The sequence below is a fragment of the Pseudomonas sp. FW305-3-2-15-C-LB1 genome, from assembly GCF_058787615.1.
Window position 1 is genome coordinate 205,949 of the sequence record NZ_JBYSZX010000006.1, and the last position, 13,784, is coordinate 219,732.

Genomic DNA, 13,784 nt, shown 5'->3' on the forward strand with positions numbered 1-13,784 from the left:
AACAAAGCCCCGACAGGTTCGGAGCTTTTTCATTCAGCACTATGGGCCGCCGAGCATGTTATGCGCAGCCACCCCCAGTCCTGGCGGTCCACTAGCGTTCGCGCAGGTGATACGGGGTGCGGTTCTGCGAGCGGATGCGAGTGGCCACGCCCAACGCGCCGAGGTGAAAATCGCCCAGGCCAGGGTCTGGTAGGCGATGCGGGGCATGGCCACCCTCTCTTCTCAGGATATGGAAAGCAGGTTCCACACTAAGGCAGCGACGCGACTGCGTTGAGGGTTTTGGCGGACACAAAGGGGGGCTGGCGGGGACAGTTGAACGTGGGCGTTGGCCGCCCACGTCCGGGCGATGCACTTAGAACGCGATACCGACCTTGAACCCGTACTCATCTCGCTTGAGTTTGGTGTTGTCAGCTACTTCAGAGTTACCGTCGAGTTTGTACTCGGTGCGGGTGTAGTACAAGCCCGCGACCACCGGCAGGTCACCCTTCTGATTCATCAACAGGCTGACTTCGGCGTAGGGGTTGGTGCGGTCCTTGAGGTCCACGGTGTCGCTGCCGAAATCTTCCACCTTGAGCTTGGTACGACCGTCGATGGTGCGACGGGCGCCGGCTTCGAGACGCAGGGTCATGTCATCGAACTGGTGGTTATAGCCCAGGGCCGCCTTGGCGAACGGCGATTTGTTGGTGAGCTTCACGTCGAGGTCGTTGATCTCTGGCTCGTAGCGGGTCCAGCTGTAGCCACCGCCAACGATCACGTCGACAAAGTTGCGCGCATCCAGCGCGGCGCGCCAGCCGAGATCCAGGTCTGCCTGGCCTTCCTTGAGTTTGTTATCGCTCTTTTCGCCGTATTTGGCTTCGATACCGGCCTGGTAGATAAAGCCGGATTCGGCGGTGAGCTTGTTGCCGAAGTTGTAGAACAGGCCCGCCTCAGGCATGTGGCCCTTGTCGCTCTGGCTGCCGCCTTCGAATTTGAAGTCGTTGTAGCTGCCCAGGATCCCGAAGGTGGAGATCGGGTCGGTGGACGGTGCGGCGAACACCACGGCAGGCGCAGCGACCAGCGCCAGCAGCGAGGAACCCTTGAAGAGTTTTCCGAATAGCTTGGACATCGTTTTACATCTCCTTGTCTGGTGAGCAAATTATTCAGGAAACGGTTCGAACCCCGGCATGCGCCAAAGGTTCGAATTAATTTGCGTGGATTTGGAGATAAAACGGTTCAGCGAGGCTCTATCTCACTATTCCCGGGAGGCAGCCAGGACCAGGCCATCCAGGGTTTGCCGAAGCGTTGCCGTGTCCGGCACGCGAATCCTGAAAGTTTCAGTCAGCACCTGCACCACCTCATCGGCACTGCCAAGCGTGCGTTTTTCGCTCGGCCGGTCCGGGGAGTGGATCGCATAGTGGGTGTTGTTCAGGGTATGGCGCTTGCCCGGTGCCAGGCGTGCGACTTTCAGTTGGCCCACGAATACCGAATCCGGGTGGGTGGAGACGTACCAGTTGCCGATTTCGTAATCGATATCCGCCTGTACTTGCAGGTCGAACACATACAGCCCACGCCACTCCTCGGCCACTTGTGCCCACAAGCTGTAACTGCCCTGCCCGTCGAAAGTCAGGCGATACGGTTCATGGGCCGTGGCCTGCACCACTTCGGTGTCCAGTTGCAACGGGCTGCTGGGCACCATGCCGCCAAAGCCGACATCGGTGATGTAGCGCACGCCGTCCAGGGTCACCAGGCTCAAACGATGAGTACGCGCCGTGCGTGCATCCGGCGCCCCGCCCATCACCACCCGGCCGGTGATGCCACGCGCCTCGAAGCCGAGTTCCTGCAGCAAGGCCAGGAACATCTGGTTCAGCTCATAGCAATAGCCGCCCCGCCCGTCCAACAGCACTTTTTGTTCGACACTGGGCAGGTCGATCGGCACCGGCAGGCGTATCAGGCTCGATAGGTTCTCGAAGGCAAAGCTGTACACGTGGCGCAGTTGCAGGGCCTGCAAGGTTTGCAGGGTGGGCGCCGGCGGCGTGTCATAACCCAAGCGTTGCAGGTAGAGACGGCTATGGGTCAGCAGAGGCATGGCGCGATCCTTGGGCACAGGAAGAAGGCATCACTATGCCGCGCCAACCTGCAGATTGTCATTTTGAATGAACCTTTTTGAACGCTGCCCTATCCATCTATAACAACACAGGGAGGCAACATGAGTACCGCAAAAATCTACACGATCAATTATCAGCTGCACGGTCAACCGAAAACCTTTGTGGTGCGTGCTGAAGTGATGAACAACGCCGAGGCCTGGCACTGGGCGGCGGTGGATGCCGATATTGCCCATGTCAGTCGCGTGGGGCGCGTGGGGCATGAGCAGGTCAAGAAAACCACCCGGCCCTGGGCGGAGAAGTTTGGGATTACGGATGTCACGTGGATCGCACCCAAGTAAGTGCACAGCCCCATCGTACAAGGTGGGGCTTTTAACACCCTCTGCAGTTGACCATTTGCCCATCATGAACAGGGCTAACGCTTCAGTGAAATCAATTCAATTTCACTCGACCCATGCGCTGCCTAAACTACATCCTAATTATTGATTCTAGAAATCAATCTGGCACCTGAACAACCCATCAGGTGTATTCCGGAAATCAGGATGTCAGGCCACAATGAACAGCGAGTTTGCCTTTACCCTCAAAACCCTGCGTTTCGACGAACATTATCAGCCCTCGAAAAACACGCGCATCACCACCAACTTTGCCAACTTGGCCAGGGGCAAAAGTCGCCAGGAGAATCTGCGCAATACATTGAGGATGATCAACAATCGTTTCAATGCGTTGGCGCAGTGGGATAACCCCAAGGGTGATCGCTACAGAGTGGAACTTGATATCGTCTCGGTTGAAATGGACATTGCCCCTGAACAGCGTGGCAACGCCATCCCGCTGATTGAAATATTGAAAACGACGATTGTCGATCAACACACCCATGAACGCATTGAGGGTATTGTCGGCAACAACTTTTCCTCCTACGTTCGCGACTACGATTTCAGCGTTGCCTTGTCAGCACACAACAAGAATCAGACCGAGTTCAGCACACCCGAGAACTTTGGCGACTTGCATGGAAAACTGTTCAAGCACTTCGTCAACTCAGACACGTACAAAGAAAACTTCAAGAAGCCGCCGGTGATCTGCCTGAGCGTTTCGAACACCAGGACCTATCATCGGACAGAAAACCAGCATCCTGTATTGGGCTTTGAATACCAACAGGACGCCTACTCCTTGACGGATGAGTACTTCAATAAAATGGGTTTGAAGGTTCGCTACTTCATGCCTTCAAACAGTGTTGCGCCGCTGGCCTTTTATTTTTCCGGTGATTTGCTGGCGGATTACAGCAATCTTGAACTCATCAGCACCATCAGCACCATGGACACTTTCCAGAAGATTTACCGGCCCGAGATTTACAATGCCAATTCTGCCGCCGGCAAATTCTACCGACCCAGCTTGAAGCACCAGGATTACTCACTGACGTTGATTGTCTACGATCGAGAAGAACGCAGCCGCCTGGCGATTGAACAGGGAAAATTTGTTGAAGAGCACTTTATCAAACCCTACCAGGCTGTTCTTCAACAGTGGTCCGCCCACTGCGCGCTTTGACGCATTAATACTACAAGGTCATCCCTGATGAAAAAGTTGTTACCTACTTCGACCGCCGGCAGTTTGCCTAAACCTTCCTGGCTGGCTCAACCTGAAACACTGTGGTCACCCTGGAAACTGCAGGATGAGGCATTGACCGAGGGCAAACACGACGCCTTGCGCCTGTCCCTGCAGGAACAACAGCACGCGGGCATTGATATCGTCAGTGATGGTGAACAGACGCGCCAACACTTTGTGACGACGTTTATTGAACACCTCAGCGGTGTTGATTTCGAGAAACGCGAGACCGTGCGAATCCGTGATCGTTATGACGCAAGCGTGCCAACGGTCGTAGGGGCTGTTTCCCGCCAGAAACCCGTGTTTGTCGAAGACGCCAAGTTCTTGCGCCAGCAAACCAGTCAACCCATCAAGTGGGCGCTGCCTGGCCCCATGACGATGATCGACACGCTGTATGACAACCATTACAAGAGTCGTGAAAAGCTCGCCTGGGAATTCGCCAAAATCCTCAACCAGGAAGCCCTTGAATTAGAAGCCGCCGGGGTGGATATCATCCAATTCGACGAGCCCGCCTTCAACGTGTTCTTTGATGAGGTGAACGACTGGGGCGTGGCCACCCTGGAAAGGGCCATTGAAGGCCTCAAATGCGAAACCGCCGTGCATATTTGCTACGGCTACGGCATCAAAGCCAATACTGACTGGAAAAAGACGCTGGGATCAGAGTGGCGTCAATATGAAGAAGCCTTCCCCAAGCTGCAGCAATCCAGTATCGATATCGTCTCGCTGGAGTGTCACAACTCCCATGTGCCCATGGAGCTGATTGAACTTATCCGCGGCAAAAAAGTGATGGTCGGCGCCATCGACGTGGCCAGCCACACCATTGAAACACCCGAGGAAGTCGCCAACACCTTGAGAAAAGCACTGCAGTTTGTCGATGCCGACAAGCTCTACCCTTGCACGAACTGTGGCATGGCGCCGCTGCCTCGTCACATCGCCAGGGGCAAGCTGAATGCGTTGAGTGCCGGCGCAGCGATTGTCCGAAACGAACTCTCGAACCCGTACTGAGAATGCGCAAGGCCTGACGATGTCAGGCCTTGCCTGGCGCATTCGCACGTCACCCCATTCAGGACCGCCCATGTCACCTCCCATCGAGCCCTCGCGCTTTCGAGAAGCCCTCGGGCACTACGCGTCCGGGATCACAGTGATTACCTCCCACGTTGACGGCGAGCCGATCGGCTTCACTTGCCAGTCGTTCTACAGCGTGTCGATGAGCCCGCCACTGGTGTCATTCAGCGTCATGTCCAATTCAGCCAGCTATCCGAGGATGCGCCAGGCCGGCCGGTTTGCCGTCAATATCCTGTCCGGCGAGCAGGTCAGGATTTCCAACCAGTTCGCTCGGCGAGGCACAGACAAGTGGCACGGCGTAGAGTGGCAGGCATCACCACTGGGCAATCCGCTCATTGCCGGCAGCCTGCACTGGCTGGATTGCGAAATTCACGCCGAACACGTCGCGGGGGATCACCTGATCGTGATCGGCGAAGTGAAAGCCATGAACCCGCCTGAAGCGACTGCTTCGCGGCCATTGCTGTACTTCAAAGGACAGTATCGCGACCTCGCCACGCACGATGCGTGTCGGCAAGAATGAGCCGCAAGGACCGTGGCCGGATCAAGTCTTCAAATCTCCCAGCGGATCGTAAGGTGGTTTGCGCTCGTCCTTGTCGGTATTTTTCTTATCCAACGGCGCGATAGCCGGGCCAATCGGGTCTACCTGCGGATCCGATACATCCGGTGAATCCGGATCAAACCCCAGTTCATCCTGAACACTGGAATGCTCGCCCGAAGCCGGGCCTTTCGATGTGTCACTCACGGCGTTCTCCTCATTTAAAGTGGGCGAGCCTTGTCATGGAGGCGTTCAAGGTCTTCCTCGACGCGCTCCACGTCGTCTTCCTGACGCTCCGCCGGGTCGTTGGGGCGCAACGCATCGTTGTCGCGCTCTTCCTCTCCGGGTGTGCGGTCAGGGTTCGGGGTACCGGGCGGTGGTTGCTTGTATTCGGGCATGATGGCTCACCTCAAAGGGTCTACATCAATTTAGAGAAACCGCCGTGCAGCATCGTTCAACTTGTTTGCCCAAGCGTGAGATGATGCCGGCCCCTTCTGGAGAAATGCCCCGGATGTTCGAGCTCAAACCCTGCGACCCTGTCACCTTCCGTCAACAGACCCGGCGCAGCACGCTGATCGTGGCCGTGTTGTTCGTCGCCCTGGCGATGCTGCTGTCGAGCCTGGCGGTGATGCTGTTTGGTGAGCCCGGCGGTGACAATTTCCGCTTCAATGTCGGCGGTGTGTTCGCCGGGGTGCTGATCACCATGGCCCTGATCCGTGGCCCGTTCTGGACCCAGGGGTGGCTCGCGCCGGCGGTGTATGGCTGGCAGCTCAAGCGCAGCCTGATGAGCGTGACCAATGTGATGCACAAGGTCATCGAGCGGGTGCAGGCCAATGACCCGGCGGCGATCAAGGTGCTGCGCTTCTACCACTTGGGCTTGACGCAGATGCATGAGCTGGAGGCCAACTCCAGCGCCCAGGTGCAGTTGGTGGCTGAGGTCGAGGCGCACAAGGCCAGGATGCAGGCGCTGGGGATCGACACCGAACAAACCCGTCTCGACCCCGCCTGGCTGGCAGCCTTGAAAACCGCTTAAGCCAACTCGCCGATGCGCTGCTCGTCGGGCCAAAACAGCGCCGCCTGGCCGCACGGCTGGCCGGCGTCATCGAGCAAGGTCCATACCACCCCGGCATGAATCATGAACGGCTGGTTGTGCGCATCCACCCGCCAACCGCTGTAGCCCTCGGCGATGCCGTTGGCGGTGACTTGCTCCAGCAGCAGCTGGCGCGCATCGCGGTCGAGGGCCGAAGCGCTGAAGCGTGAGGGCATGCCGATAAAGCTCTCGCGCGGGTATTTGAAGCACTGCAGGGCGCATTCATTCACATACGTAAATCGCGGATCTGCGCCGCCGTCATGGGCCAGCAGGCTGTAGGGTGCGTCGCGGTGCAGCCAGGCCAGGCGCTGTTGTGCGTCCAGGTGTGCCGGGGCCGGCAGTCCCTGGCCGGTCCAGTGTCGATAGGCCTTGTCCAGCACGTCTACGAAGCTTTCTTGAGAGGACACGTACAACCTCACATCATCAGTTGGAATTTTTTGCCCGCCAGCAGAACACCGCGCTGACGGCGATGGCTGCACCGGCCAGGCCAAACACCCACGGCGCCGAGGCGATCGGCAGCAGCAGGCCGGCGAGCAAGGGGCCGAGGCCGGCGCCGATATCGCGCCACACGGCATTCGAGGCCAGGGCCGACACGCGCATCGACCCGGGATTGCGCTCCGCCACCAGGGTAGTCACCAGCGGCAGTTGCAGTGCGCGCAACACCAGTACCGCCGCCGCGCCGACAATCACCCAGTAACTGCCGAACGCCGTCAGGGCCAGGGCACTCAGGAACGAAAACAGCAACAGCATCGAGGTGGCGCCAAACCGCTGGGCCGCTCGACCGCCCAAAGGGCTCAGGAGCATTTCCGAGACATAACGCAACGCCATCAGGCCGCCGGCGATCAGCACCGCATCCCCGCCCAGCAGCTTCTGCGCCTGGAGCGACAGGCCGAAGATAAACAGCCCGTCCAGCGCCACGCCCTCGATAAACGACCACACTGCCACACTGTCCGGCCATTTGAAGCGTCGGCCCGGGGTGCTGTGCAAATCATGCCCGACCGTAGGCAAACCGCGCGCCATCCACAAGCCCACCAGGCAACACCCGGCCAGAATCAGAAAGATCGGACGCGGCCCGGCCCACAGCGTCAGCCAGCCGCCCAGGGGCAGCGCCAGCATCGGCCCCAGGGCGATCAACGCCCGCGAGCGCCCGGCGCGGCGTGCGGCGCCGGCAGGTTCCGACGTGGCCAGCACTTGGGTCGACAGGTTCAACGCTGCAAAGCACAAGCCCCACACCAGGCGCAGGCAGAGCAATGCGGCAAACCCGGACAACATTGAGTTGCCCACCGCACACAACGCTGCGGCGCCGGCGGCGATCATGCAGGTCAGGCGGTCGCCGTTGCGTGCGTAGAAATTGAGCACATGCCGGTAGCCGAAAATCCGCACCAGGCGGTTGGCGGCCAGCAACACCCCGGCCTGGGCCAGGGTGATGCCGAACGCCTGGGATTCCATGGGCAGCAACAGGTAGAGCAACACGTCACTGGGCAGGCATAAAGCCAGGGTCAAAGCGGCGCGGCGGGAGTGGGTATCAGCGGTGCGGAGGGCCAGGCTGGACATAAATCTGAAACATCCCGAAATATTCAGGTCGCCACGGTAGCGTTAATCAGCCCTTTTTCCCATAGGGCAACAAACGCAGACCACTGGCCACCGCGCCCACCAGTGCAAACCCGCAGCCCAGCCACAGCGCATAATGCGGGCCGCTGCCCACGGACAGGTGGAAACACAACGCTACCAGCGATGCGCCCAGCGTCTGGCCCAACAGGCGTGAAATCGCCACGATGCCGCTCGCCCCGCCACTGCGCGCCAGCGGTGCGCTGGTCATCAACGCCTTGAGGTTGGGTGACTGGAAAAAACCGAACCCGGCCCCGCACAGCGCCATGCGCCAGCCGATATCAAATGCCGAGGCGCCACTGCCCAGGGTGGCCAACGCAGCCATCCCCACGCTGAGCATCAACAAGCCGATGCCGCACAGCACGCCCAGGGACACACGGTCCGCCAGACGCCCCGCAACCAGCGCCATCACCGCCACCACCGCCGGCCATGGCGTCATCAGGAAACCGGTTTCCACCTGGCTATGGCCGAGCACCGCCTGCAACAAAAACGGCAGCGACACAAAGGCCAGGCCCTGGGCGCTGAAGGCACACACGGCCGTCAAGGAAGACAAGGCAAACACCGGGCGCTTGAACAGGTCGAGCGCCAGCATCGGTGCCGGGTGCCCGGCCTGGTGCCGCAACAGCAGCACGCCGCAGACCAGTGCCACCGCAATCACACCCAGCGTCAGCGCACCCTGGGCACCGTGCACCGCCGTGCCCAGGCCCAGCACCAGCAGGGCGAACAGCCCGGCGCACAGTACGGCGGCAAGACGGTCGAAGGCATGCCCGGTCATCGGCAGGGTCGGCAACGAGCGCACGCCCAACCCCAAGGCCAGTAACCCCAGCGGCACGTTGATCAGGTACAACCAATGCCAGGTCGCCACCGACAGAATCGCCGATGCAGCCGTCGGCCCAAGGGTAAAGGCCAACCCCACCACCAACGAGTTATAGCCCAGCCCGCGCCCGAGCATTTTTGACGGGTAGATATGCCGCAGCAACGCCGTGTTCACGCTCATGATCGCCGCCGCCCCAAGCCCTTGCGCCACTCGCGCGGCAGTCAGGGTGAGCAGCGAGCCGGCCAACCCGCAAAACAGCGACGACACAATAAACAGCAACAACCCGCCGAGGTACACCCGGCGATGCCCCAGCACATCGCTGAGCGAAGCAAACGGCAGCACCGTGGCGATGATCGCCAACTGGTAGGCATTGACCACCCAGATCACCGAAGCGGAATCGGTGCCGATCCCCTCGGCCAGGGTCGGCAACGCCGTGTTGACGATGGCCGTGTCCAGGGTCGCCATGCCGATCCCCAGGGAGATCGCAATCACGGCCGGCAGGCGTTTATCGAGGGGCAACCCATCGGCAACAGAAGACATGAACAATCCGCGCAGGTGACTAAGGCGGTTAGATTAATGGCAGCCGCGAATTTATTCAGTGGCCGATTGGCTAACTGTCCGTATTTTCATGTTCGCCAGTGCCCGGTTTTAGCCATCACCCCTACCGCCTCGGCAAAACCCGCCTGGGGCACTGTGTTGAGCGTGACCAGCCCCACGCAGCGTGTCGGTTTCAGGGTAGCCGTGTGCGTCGCCACGCGTGCGCCCTGTTCCACACCGGCCAGCACCGCCTCGGGGATATGCAGCGCGTTCATCAGTTCCAGCACATCCTGGCCGAGCGTCACGTCATCGGCCTCGCGCAGGTACGGCACGATCACCCGGAAACCCTGCGCCGCCAGCGGCCCGCTGACCGCCGCAAACACCTGCACATCCGCCGCCAGCAAGATGATCGCATGGCCGTCCTCCGGCCCGAACTGCTCATAACGCACCTCCCCCTCATCCGTGCTCACCTGTTGCAGCGCAAACGCCGGGGCGGCGATCACCACCGTCGCCAGCAGTAAAAATCCACGACGGTCAAACATCACTCACCCCTACGATCAATTCACTGCCCAGCCAAGCGGCCAGGTATTCACCTGCCCGCATCACGCCCGCGTCCTCCCCCAGGCGTTGCACCAGGAGCTCACACAGCCTGGCGAAACTGCCGTCAGCCTGTACCTGCCGCACCGCCTGAAGTTCCAGCGCATCCACCTGACGCAGCCGCGAGGTGAATTGCCGCCGCCACACCAGCAAACCGCCCGCCTGTTCCAGCATCACCGCTTCCGGCGCGGACGTTTCCTGCCACAGCGCCGACCAGATAGCCTCGGCATTGGTGGTCAAGTCGTGGCAACGCAACGACGGTGTGAGCTGCAATACCGCCGTGTCCCAGTCCAGCTCGGCCAGCGCTTCCAGGGCCAGCGGTTGCGCATCAGCGGCGACAAAGGCCTCATTCAGGGCCGACTCGATCCAGGCCAGCTCATGCACATCCGGATTCAGTGGAAACACATCCTTCAAGGTGGCGTGGAACCCCTCGGGGTACGCATCCAGGGTCCAGGCATGGGGCGGATGGTTGTCGATATGGGTAATGCTCGCGGCCAGAAACGCTTGCTCTCCAAGCCAACGGCGCAGGTTGGGGAACGCCTGTTCGAGGCAGCCCACCAACTGGGCGCGGTAGTTGTTCTGGTACACCGCCAAACCGACGTGATTGCTGCCCAGCAACTGCGCGGATTCATCGGACGCGCTCACCAGCCAGCGGCGAAAAGCCTGCTGAAATTGCGCCAGGTTCATAGCGCCGCCCCCAAGGTCCGGGCCATCGACAGTTCCTGAAGCAGCTCGGCGAGCGGCGGGATCTCATCATCACGCTCGATCATGGTCGCCACCGGCCCCAGCCGTTGCATGGCCCGTGCGTACAGTTCCCAGACGCCGGTGCACACCGGGCTGTCATGGCTGTCGATCAAGATGTCACGGCCCTGGCTGTGGCCGGCCAGGTGCACCTGGCGTACTCGCTCGGCGGGGATGCCGTCGAGAAACGCCAGGGCGTCGAAACCGTGATTGCTCGCACTGACAAACACATTGTTGACGTCCAGCAGCAGTTCACAGCCGGTGCGCCGGGCCATGGCCGTGATGAACTCCCACTCGGTCATGCAGGCACCCTCGAACGCCAGGTAACTCGATGGGTTCTCGAACAGCATCGTACGGCCCAGCACGTCCTGGGCCTGGTGGATATTGGCGCAGACCCGGTCCAGCGCTTCGTCGGTGTAGGGCACCGGCAACAAGTCATGGGCATTGAAACCGCCACTGCGCGACCAGCTCAGGTGGTCGGAGACAAACAGCGGTTCAATTTCATCCACCAGCGACTTGAGGCGCCGCAGGTAATCGGTGTCCAGCCCTTCGGCGGTGCCGATGGACATGGACACGCCATGCAGTGCCACCGGGTAGCGCTCGCGCACCTGGCGCAGGATGTGCCGGGGCTGGCCGCCCGCGACCATGAAGTTTTCGGAGATCACTTCGACAAAATCCACGGGCACCGAAGTCTCCAGGAAGTCGCAGTAATGCTCCTTGCGCAGCCCCAGGCCGTAGCCTGAAAAGTGAGGGTTGGATGTCGACATGACGGATCTCCGCAACGAATAAGTGGCGAGCCCACACAGGGCCCGCCGGGTGGATTACTTCGGTTCGGTCAAGGTGCCACCGGCCTTGAGGCACTCGGACGGGGTCTTGACGATCACGCCTTCGCCCTTGCAGCTGTTGAGACCCTTGCAGTCGTTCTTGGCGGTGGCACACAGGCTGGTGCCTTTACAGGTGTTGACGCCGTAGCAGCGCCCGGGTTTTTCCTGTTGGTCGGCGGCGCTGGCGAATGAGGCCGAGGCCATGGCGATAAGGGCGGCAGCGGCAGCGAGGCTCAGGCGGGATTTGAGTGCAGTGTTCATGGGTGTTTCTCCAGGGTTGGGGTGAATTACTTGATAACGGACGCAGCGTCTTCGATGACCTTCGCCACAGCCTCGGGCTGGGAGATGTACACCGAGTGGCTGGCCTTGATTTCGGTGACCTTGGAACCGGCACGCTTGTACATCCAGCGCTGCAGGTCGGGGCTCAGGGCACGGTCTTCGGTGGAGACCACCGCGTAGGTCGGCTTTTTGTGCCAGGCCGCGGCCCACACGGTGCCGCCGAACAGGGCAGTGGTCGCGGGCACCTGGGAGGCGGCCATGAAGTCGGTGCGGTTGGTGGTCAGGTCGGCGGCAAAGTCGGCGTTGAACCTGGCACGGTCGAAGAACAGGTGACCGTCGCGGCTCTGCTTGATGTCATCGCTGGGCGCCGGCATGGAGCCGATCAACTGGGCCATGTTCTCGCCCACTTCCGGTTGCAGCGCCGACACGTAGACCAGCGACTTGACCTTGTCGCGGTCGCCGGCAATCGAGATCACCCCGCCACCGGAACTGTGACCCACCAGCACCACCGGGCCGACTTGCTGCTCCAGCACTTCGCGCGCCTCGGCCACGTCGGCGGCCAGGTTCTCGTGGCCCTGGTGCACCACCGTGACCTTGTAGCCCTTGTGAATCAGGATGTCGTGCACCACACGCCAGCCGGAGCCGTCGACGAACGAACCGGGCACGATCACCACGCTTTTACCGGTGCCGGGCTGCGGGGCATCCGCGGCCTGGGCCAGCATCGGAACGGTCAAGGCCATGGCAATGGCCAGGGAAGAAAGCATACGCATGGGAAATCTCCATCAAAGTTAAGAACGTTTGCCCAGCATCAGGCGGTCCAGCGACCAGGCCCCACCGCCATAAGCCAGCAGCGGCAACAACAGCCCCGCCCAGGTCAGGTGCACCGGCCAGGCATCGGGGTACACAAACACCTCGATCACCAGGGTCATGCCCAGTAGCGCGGCGGCGGCCGGACGGGTCAGCAGGCCCAGCACCAGCAACAGCGGGAACAGGTGCTCGGCGTAGGTCGCCAGGTGCGCCGCCCACTCCGGCGGAATCAGCGGCAAGGCGTACTCCGAGCGGAACAGCGTGTAGGTCGACGGCTTGAGTTCAATCAACCCGGTGACCTTGGTGCGTCCCGACAGAAAGAACACCGCCGCGATCGCCACCCGCGCCACCAGCAACAGCAGGGCTTCGGGCAGCAGGCGCTGGATCACGGTTGCTCCGTGAGGCTGCCGAAGCCTTTAGGGGTCTTGATCTGGGTGCAGGTGCCTTTGTCCACCAGCACCCAGGCATTGCCCTGGTAGTCGGTGGTGGCGGTGCCGGCACACGAGGTGCCTTTGCCGGCGGCGCAATCGTTGGCACCGGCGAGGGACACGCCAAAGCATTTTTCCTGGGGCTTGGGCTCGTCGGCGTGGGCCACGGCCGCGAAGGCGCTGAGGGACAGCGCAAGGGTTGCAGCGAGGGCTGCGTAAGGACGCTTCATAAGAGTCTCCTGGCTTGACTGAGGGTGGCCAGGGCGCTTGGGGTCGGTGACCGCCTGCGCCAGCTGGTGAGCAGAGTTAAAGCCAGGCGTGTATCCGCTCTGTGTCGCGAACGCGACAGAACGTCATGCAGGTGTATCAGGATGGTGCAGGGATACAGTTCGATACACAGTCAATAAAACAGTGCCAAAACCCCGGCGCTTTATTCGGCATCCCGAACGACACAATTAGAAATATTCGCCTTTCCGAACGAATGCCCTCCCGTGTCGTCGACGACCGCAAAAATCACCATAAATTTCATGCGGTTGTTGTCATGTTTGTTACATGCCAACTGGCATACATTCTGCTTTATCAGTATTTCTAGTAATAAAATGTTTCAGCTCTGAGACAGTCTCATCCCCTGAAACAGGCTCCGTGACGTCACCATAAAAACCACCACGCCCCAAAGGAGGGCAGCCTTTAACACGGTTGATCGACATCATTTTTCCAAGACTGCTGCTGCACATCTGTACCCCAAAAAGGGCGAATGGCCTGATCGCCAATAACAAGCC

General features: G+C 60.6%; 20 protein-coding genes. 5 read left to right on the forward strand and 15 right to left on the reverse strand.

Annotation, left to right across the window (positions count from 1 at the left end; genetic code table 11):
* Positions 1 to 352: 352 nt before the first annotated feature.
* Both AC3WP7_RS14390 and AC3WP7_RS14395 read right to left on the reverse strand, forming a co-directional pair.
* Positions 353 to 1,105: an outer membrane beta-barrel protein gene (locus AC3WP7_RS14390; RefSeq protein WP_092245050.1), complete on the reverse strand. Its 753-nt coding sequence runs from the start codon at positions 1,103 to 1,105 to the stop codon at positions 353 to 355.
* Positions 1,106 to 1,231: 126 nt separating this feature from the next.
* Positions 1,232 to 2,065 carry an arylamine N-acetyltransferase family protein gene (locus AC3WP7_RS14395; RefSeq protein WP_102591774.1) on the reverse strand — a complete coding sequence of 278 codons (834 nt, stop codon included), beginning with the start codon at positions 2,063 to 2,065 and terminating at the stop codon, positions 1,232 to 1,234.
* A 120-nt stretch (positions 2,066 to 2,185) separates the two neighbouring features.
* Between AC3WP7_RS14395 and AC3WP7_RS14400 the strand changes: the two genes are divergently transcribed.
* From AC3WP7_RS14400 to AC3WP7_RS14415, 4 genes are all read left to right on the forward strand, one after another.
* The gene (locus tag AC3WP7_RS14400) at positions 2,186 to 2,422 is read left to right on the forward strand and encodes a DUF6555 family protein (RefSeq protein ID WP_058425027.1); all 237 of its coding nucleotides are present in this window, start codon (positions 2,186 to 2,188) and stop codon (positions 2,420 to 2,422) included.
* A 214-nt stretch (positions 2,423 to 2,636) separates the two neighbouring features.
* Positions 2,637 to 3,620, forward strand: coding sequence for a DUF1852 domain-containing protein (locus AC3WP7_RS14405; RefSeq protein ID WP_092245044.1), 984 nt, complete (start codon positions 2,637 to 2,639; stop codon positions 3,618 to 3,620).
* Positions 3,621 to 3,647: 27 nt separating this feature from the next.
* Positions 3,648 to 4,682 (forward strand): methionine synthase, encoded by a 1,035-nt coding sequence (locus AC3WP7_RS14410; protein ID WP_092245041.1) that lies wholly within the window; start codon positions 3,648 to 3,650, stop codon positions 4,680 to 4,682.
* Between the two features lie 70 nt (positions 4,683 to 4,752).
* Positions 4,753 to 5,262 (forward strand): flavin reductase family protein, encoded by a 510-nt coding sequence (locus AC3WP7_RS14415; protein WP_092245038.1) that lies wholly within the window; start codon positions 4,753 to 4,755, stop codon positions 5,260 to 5,262.
* Positions 5,263 to 5,283: 21 nt separating this feature from the next.
* Here AC3WP7_RS14415 and AC3WP7_RS14420 read toward each other — a convergent pair whose 3' ends face one another.
* Complete coding sequence (locus tag AC3WP7_RS14420) at positions 5,284 to 5,484, reverse strand: DUF6021 family protein (RefSeq protein ID WP_083351478.1); 201 nt, start codon at positions 5,482 to 5,484, stop codon at positions 5,284 to 5,286.
* A 14-nt stretch (positions 5,485 to 5,498) separates the two neighbouring features.
* Complete coding sequence (locus AC3WP7_RS14425) at positions 5,499 to 5,675, reverse strand: hypothetical protein (RefSeq protein ID WP_170856076.1); 177 nt, start codon at positions 5,673 to 5,675, stop codon at positions 5,499 to 5,501.
* Between the two features lie 113 nt (positions 5,676 to 5,788).
* Between AC3WP7_RS14425 and AC3WP7_RS14430 the strand changes: the two genes are divergently transcribed.
* Positions 5,789 to 6,310 (forward strand): DUF3087 family protein, encoded by a 522-nt coding sequence (locus AC3WP7_RS14430; RefSeq protein ID WP_093512786.1) that lies wholly within the window; start codon positions 5,789 to 5,791, stop codon positions 6,308 to 6,310.
* Here the strand turns inward: AC3WP7_RS14430 and AC3WP7_RS14435 are convergent.
* The 11 genes from AC3WP7_RS14435 to AC3WP7_RS14485 all read right to left on the reverse strand — a co-directional run bounded on the left by AC3WP7_RS14435 (position 6,307) and on the right by AC3WP7_RS14485 (position 13,712).
* On the reverse strand, positions 6,307 to 6,774 hold the full coding sequence (locus AC3WP7_RS14435; RefSeq protein WP_231999507.1) for an MEKHLA domain-containing protein: 468 nt from the start codon (positions 6,772 to 6,774) through the stop codon (positions 6,307 to 6,309). The two genes, AC3WP7_RS14430 and AC3WP7_RS14435, sit on opposite strands and share 4 nt — an antisense overlap.
* A 16-nt stretch (positions 6,775 to 6,790) precedes the next feature.
* Positions 6,791 to 7,921 carry an MFS transporter gene (locus AC3WP7_RS14440; RefSeq protein WP_071491916.1) on the reverse strand — a complete coding sequence of 377 codons (1,131 nt, stop codon included), beginning with the start codon at positions 7,919 to 7,921 and terminating at the stop codon, positions 6,791 to 6,793.
* A gap of 46 nt (positions 7,922 to 7,967) precedes the next feature.
* A complete protein-coding gene (locus AC3WP7_RS14445; RefSeq protein WP_102591773.1) occupies positions 7,968 to 9,332 on the reverse strand; it encodes an MFS transporter in 1,365 nt (454 codons plus the stop codon).
* An 86-nt stretch (positions 9,333 to 9,418) separates the two neighbouring features.
* Entirely contained in the window at positions 9,419 to 9,871 is a 453-nt protein-coding gene (locus AC3WP7_RS14450) for an alpha/beta fold hydrolase (protein ID WP_102591772.1), read from the reverse strand.
* Positions 9,864 to 10,613: an HvfC/BufC N-terminal domain-containing protein gene (locus AC3WP7_RS14455; RefSeq protein ID WP_102591771.1), complete on the reverse strand. Its 750-nt coding sequence runs from the start codon at positions 10,611 to 10,613 to the stop codon at positions 9,864 to 9,866. Before AC3WP7_RS14455 ends, AC3WP7_RS14450 begins: the two co-directional genes overlap by 8 nt.
* Positions 10,610 to 11,434 carry an MNIO family bufferin maturase gene (bufB, locus tag AC3WP7_RS14460; RefSeq protein ID WP_071491920.1) on the reverse strand — a complete coding sequence of 275 codons (825 nt, stop codon included), beginning with the start codon at positions 11,432 to 11,434 and terminating at the stop codon, positions 10,610 to 10,612. The genes AC3WP7_RS14455 and bufB overlap by 4 nt, the downstream gene beginning before the upstream one ends.
* 54 nt (positions 11,435 to 11,488) lie before the next feature.
* The gene (gene bufA2 / locus AC3WP7_RS14465) at positions 11,489 to 11,752 is read right to left on the reverse strand and encodes a BufA2 family periplasmic bufferin-type metallophore (protein WP_102591770.1); all 264 of its coding nucleotides are present in this window, start codon (positions 11,750 to 11,752) and stop codon (positions 11,489 to 11,491) included.
* 26 nt (positions 11,753 to 11,778) lie between these two features.
* Positions 11,779 to 12,540, reverse strand: coding sequence for an alpha/beta fold hydrolase (locus AC3WP7_RS14470; protein WP_071491921.1), 762 nt, complete (start codon positions 12,538 to 12,540; stop codon positions 11,779 to 11,781).
* A gap of 18 nt (positions 12,541 to 12,558) precedes the next feature.
* Positions 12,559 to 12,966, reverse strand: a complete 408-nt coding sequence (locus AC3WP7_RS14475; RefSeq protein WP_092245010.1) for a DoxX family protein — start codon at positions 12,964 to 12,966, stop codon at positions 12,559 to 12,561.
* The gene (locus AC3WP7_RS14480) at positions 12,963 to 13,235 is read right to left on the reverse strand and encodes a BufA1 family periplasmic bufferin-type metallophore (RefSeq protein ID WP_049712652.1); all 273 of its coding nucleotides are present in this window, start codon (positions 13,233 to 13,235) and stop codon (positions 12,963 to 12,965) included. The genes AC3WP7_RS14475 and AC3WP7_RS14480 overlap by 4 nt, the downstream gene beginning before the upstream one ends.
* Before the next feature lie 318 nt (positions 13,236 to 13,553).
* Complete coding sequence (locus AC3WP7_RS14485) at positions 13,554 to 13,712, reverse strand: hypothetical protein (RefSeq protein ID WP_156682177.1); 159 nt, start codon at positions 13,710 to 13,712, stop codon at positions 13,554 to 13,556.
* Positions 13,713 to 13,784: the final 72 nt, after the last annotated feature.

What these genes read in the sequence shown, in the direction of transcription:
- AC3WP7_RS14390 (WP_092245050.1), bottom strand. Translation starts at nt 1,105, where the DNA reads ATGTCCAAGCTATTCGGAAAACTCTTCAAGGGTTCCTCGCTGCTGGCG.
- AC3WP7_RS14395 (WP_102591774.1), bottom strand. Translation starts at nt 2,065, where the DNA reads ATGCCTCTGCTGACCCATAGCCGTCTCTACCTGCAACGCTTGGGTTAT.
- AC3WP7_RS14400 (WP_058425027.1), top strand. Translation starts at nt 2,186, where the DNA reads ATGAGTACCGCAAAAATCTACACGATCAATTATCAGCTGCACGGTCAA.
- AC3WP7_RS14405 (WP_092245044.1), top strand. Translation starts at nt 2,637, where the DNA reads ATGAACAGCGAGTTTGCCTTTACCCTCAAAACCCTGCGTTTCGACGAA.
- AC3WP7_RS14410 (WP_092245041.1), top strand. Translation starts at nt 3,648, where the DNA reads ATGAAAAAGTTGTTACCTACTTCGACCGCCGGCAGTTTGCCTAAACCT.
- AC3WP7_RS14415 (WP_092245038.1), top strand. Translation starts at nt 4,753, where the DNA reads ATGTCACCTCCCATCGAGCCCTCGCGCTTTCGAGAAGCCCTCGGGCAC.
- AC3WP7_RS14425 (WP_170856076.1), bottom strand. Translation starts at nt 5,675, where the DNA reads ATGCCCGAATACAAGCAACCACCGCCCGGTACCCCGAACCCTGACCGC.
- AC3WP7_RS14430 (WP_093512786.1), top strand. Translation starts at nt 5,789, where the DNA reads ATGTTCGAGCTCAAACCCTGCGACCCTGTCACCTTCCGTCAACAGACC.
- AC3WP7_RS14440 (WP_071491916.1), bottom strand. Translation starts at nt 7,921, where the DNA reads ATGTCCAGCCTGGCCCTCCGCACCGCTGATACCCACTCCCGCCGCGCC.
- AC3WP7_RS14445 (WP_102591773.1), bottom strand. Translation starts at nt 9,332, where the DNA reads ATGTCTTCTGTTGCCGATGGGTTGCCCCTCGATAAACGCCTGCCGGCC.
- AC3WP7_RS14450 (WP_102591772.1), bottom strand. Translation starts at nt 9,871, where the DNA reads ATGTTTGACCGTCGTGGATTTTTACTGCTGGCGACGGTGGTGATCGCC.
- AC3WP7_RS14455 (WP_102591771.1), bottom strand. Translation starts at nt 10,613, where the DNA reads ATGAACCTGGCGCAATTTCAGCAGGCTTTTCGCCGCTGGCTGGTGAGC.
- bufB (WP_071491920.1), bottom strand. Translation starts at nt 11,434, where the DNA reads ATGTCGACATCCAACCCTCACTTTTCAGGCTACGGCCTGGGGCTGCGC.
- bufA2 (WP_102591770.1), bottom strand. Translation starts at nt 11,752, where the DNA reads ATGAACACTGCACTCAAATCCCGCCTGAGCCTCGCTGCCGCTGCCGCC.
- AC3WP7_RS14470 (WP_071491921.1), bottom strand. Translation starts at nt 12,540, where the DNA reads ATGCGTATGCTTTCTTCCCTGGCCATTGCCATGGCCTTGACCGTTCCG.
- AC3WP7_RS14480 (WP_049712652.1), bottom strand. Translation starts at nt 13,235, where the DNA reads ATGAAGCGTCCTTACGCAGCCCTCGCTGCAACCCTTGCGCTGTCCCTC.
- AC3WP7_RS14485 (WP_156682177.1), bottom strand. Translation starts at nt 13,712, where the DNA reads ATGTCGATCAACCGTGTTAAAGGCTGCCCTCCTTTGGGGCGTGGTGGT.